This window comes from Planktotalea sp., from assembly GCF_039984035.1.
Lineage (GTDB): Bacteria > Pseudomonadota > Alphaproteobacteria > Rhodobacterales > Rhodobacteraceae > Planktotalea.
The window spans coordinates 1-3,246 of record NZ_JBDWVM010000308.1; the positions used below are offsets into that span (position 1 = coordinate 1).

Genomic DNA, 3,246 nt, shown 5'->3' on the forward strand with positions numbered 1-3,246 from the left:
CAATGTTTATCTTCATTGGCTTCCTCGCGTTCCATGCGGGAATGACCCAGCAGCTCTTTGATGCTGCGCGCAAATGGCTTGGATGGCTACCTGGTGGCCTCGCGATTGCAACGGTTTTCGCGACCGCAGGCTTTGCTGCTGTTTCAGGCGCATCCACGGCGACTGCAGCCGTCTTTAGCCGCGTTGCGATCCCCGAGATGCTGAAATACGGCTACGATCGACGCATGGCAGCTGGCGTTGTGGCTTCTGCTGGGACACTTGCCACCCTGATCCCACCTTCTGCGATCCTTGTGATCTATGCGATCATCGTGGAGCAATCCGTTGGCAAACTGCTTCTCGCTGGTTTCTTACCGGGCATTGTTTCTGCCTTGATCTATGCTGGTATTATCGTGGTTTGGGCCATGATGAAACCTGTACAGGCCCCTTCTGTCACAGGCTTTACATGGGGCGAGCGCATGCGCACGTTGCCGGGGATTTCGCCAATCGCGTTGGTCGTGATCATCATTATGACATCGATCTACAGCGGCTGGGCCACCCCGACAGAAGCAGGCGCGCTTGGCGCTGCGGTTGTCTTTGTTCTGGCGCTCGCACGCGGCACGCCATTGAAATCCATCCAGAACTCTCTGATGGAGTCTGCCAAACTGACTGTGATGATCTTCTCCCTGATCTGGGGTGTTTTGATCTTCGTTCGTTTCTTGGGCTTTTCCGGCATTCCAGGCGCTTTCACAGAATGGGTCGTTTCGCTCGACGTTGCGCCTATGACGATTATGATCTGCATCCTTTTGGCCTACGCTGTGCTAGGCATGTTCATGGACGCCATCGGGATGCTCTTACTCACATTGCCCGTGGTCTATCCCGCCGTAATTGCGCTTGGCTTTGATCCGATCTGGTTCGGTATCATCGCGGTGAAGATGGCCGAGATTTGCCTGATCACTCCACCAATTGGATTGAACTGCTTTGTGGTCAACGGCGTACGACCTGACATTCCATTGGGCCAAGTCTTTCGCGGTGTCGCGCTTTTCTTCATTGCAGATGTGATCACCATTATCGTCCTGCTGATGTTCCCGGAAATCGTAACTTGGCTGCCAAACTTCGACTTTGAAGCATGGTGGTCTAGTCTCTGGGCCGCAACAAACTAAGGAGCACGTTCATGCGTTTGCACACTTCCCTTCCGCTTGAGCGCGCCAATGCGATCATCACTGAAGCCCTGCGCCTTGGCCGCGAGGCGAAGCTACTGCCGCTGACAGTCGTCGTGCTGGATGCGGGTGGCAAAATGGTCGCCATGCAATGTGAAGATGGGTCTGGCGTTATTCGTTTTGAGGTCGCCTTTGGCAAAGCTTACGGCGCGCTTGGCATGGGGATTTCAAGCCGCTTGATCCGTGATCGTCTTAAGGATCGGCCAACGTTTCAGGCCAGCCTCGCCACGGCGTCTGGCGGACAGTTGATCCCGGTACCGGGCGGTGTTCTGATTGAGAATGCCGACGGTATCACACTCGGCGCTGTCGGCATCAGTGGCGATACCTCAGACAAAGATGAATACTGCGCAATTGAAGGCATCAAAGCTGCAGGCTACTCCTCAGAGCCAGCAGAACCAGACCCTGACTGGCGCACATCCTCTTTGTCAGATCATTACCCAGCTTCTGAATGAAGGGGTAGATCGATATGGCGATGGGTGAGCTGCAATCTCGGCAAATCGGCATCTGCTGGATCGACCAAAGTAAACGTAGACTTGCCAGCGAAACTTGCGGGGATGACCATCGCGCGCAGAAAGCTGGAAACACCCGTCGTTTGCAAGGCAACCGCCCGCACGGGGGTTGCGGCCGCCTCAAACCAGTTGTCTCCGACCGACATGGTTTTGGAATGCTCTTCGGCCTCAATCCGCAACGATCCACGCACCAAATGTCGAATACCCGTTCCTGTATGCGAGTGACGATGGGCGATTGCACCCACAGGGAAACACACCTCATCAACACGCAGCATGCTGGGACCTGCGGGCATTTCGATTCCATGGCTGCTCAGTACGCCTTCGCCTTCAGCGCGGGTGCGCGACAGCACAAAACACAGGCCATCAACAGCCTCTTCCACCACCTGCCCCGCAGGATGTTGAGCGCCCATATCTGGCATAGGCGACCATGTCAGCGCAGCAACCGCTTGTTCAACCTCAATGCCGCTTCGAACCAAGCTCATAAACATCTGCGTACCTCCCATACTTGCGAGCAATGTAGCTAATGCGCGCGGCTCTCGCCATCACTCTTATCGCAGTTTCTGCGGCTGTTTTGCTCACCAACACGCATGGCGGCGCACTGGCGCAAAACAGCGCGCGCGTTTTGTTTATCGCGCTTTGTGTGATCGGGCTTGGCACCAGCACAATTCGGGAGAAAGCGCTATCTTGCGCGGCTCTCGCGCTTTGCGCCGTTTTATACATTTCGGGCAAAGTGGACGGCGTTCTTGCTGGACTGGACCTTGCCGCCTATTTCGCTGCGTTTATTGCGCTGCTCACCGCATTGAAGATCGCAGCGCAACGTTCCAATTCTGTGCGCGTTGTGGGCAAATATTTGATTGATCAACCCGCCGCGCGTCGTTTCGTAGCCACTGCTACGGGCGGTCATATCCTTGGTGTTTTCCTGAATTTTGGCGCGGTGAGCTTGATGGCCCCGCTCATCCAGTCTGCGACCAAGCATGCGGATGGCTCGACCAACACGGCTTTAGAGCAGCGGCAAATCTCCGCGCTGTTACGAGGCTTTGCGTGGATCTTGCTTTGGGCACCCACAACCCTGTCCCAAGCTGTTCTGCTGACGCTCTTCACCGATATCAACATGGGTAAACTCATCCCCATTGGTATCGGCACCGCCCTTTTCATGATGTTCATTGGCTTTGCCTATGATCGCTTTGAGTGGCGTCATCTCTCGCCAACCCAGAGCGGTGTTGAAAGGCCGATTTTCCACCCCCTCGCCTTTTTGAAACTTGGTACCGTGTGCTTTAGCCTGATTGCGGCGACTGCAGTCCTGCAAATCAGCGCGGGTTATACGACTGCTCTATCGCTCATGTTCGTTGCACCTGTTGTAACGCTGATCTGGTTCGGCGCGCAAAAGGACCTCGGCGCATCACTGGGCAGTCAACTTGCTTCGTTTTGGCCTGCGCTTTTGGATGACACAGCAGGCCTCGCGCGCTCTGCGATTGCTTTAGGGTTGTCTGGTTTTATTGGGCGCACATTGGCCGAAGCGCTGCCCGTCGCGTCCCTAGTAC

At 55.5% G+C, this 3,246-nt stretch carries 4 protein-coding genes; 3 read left to right on the top strand and 1 reads right to left on the bottom strand.

The window, feature by feature from the left end; genetic code table 11:
- Positions 1-1,139, top strand: a 1,139-nt coding sequence (locus ABJQ89_RS14035; RefSeq protein ID WP_348496813.1) for a TRAP transporter large permease, incomplete at its 5' end; no start/stop codon positions are given.
- Between the two features lie 11 nt (positions 1,140-1,150).
- On the top strand, positions 1,151-1,648 hold the full coding sequence (locus tag ABJQ89_RS14040; RefSeq protein WP_348496814.1) for a heme-binding protein: 498 nt from the start codon (positions 1,151-1,153) through the stop codon (positions 1,646-1,648).
- Here ABJQ89_RS14040 and ABJQ89_RS14045 read toward each other — a convergent pair.
- Positions 1,630-2,187, bottom strand: coding sequence for a hypothetical protein (locus tag ABJQ89_RS14045; RefSeq protein ID WP_348496815.1), 558 nt, complete (start codon positions 2,185-2,187; stop codon positions 1,630-1,632). The two genes, ABJQ89_RS14040 and ABJQ89_RS14045, sit on opposite strands and share 19 nt — an antisense overlap.
- Positions 2,188-2,228: 41 nt before the next feature.
- On the opposite strand from ABJQ89_RS14045, the gene ABJQ89_RS14050 reads away from it, so the two are divergent.
- The coding region (locus tag ABJQ89_RS14050; RefSeq protein ID WP_348496816.1) for a hypothetical protein at positions 2,229-3,246 on the top strand (1,018 nt) is incomplete at its 3' end.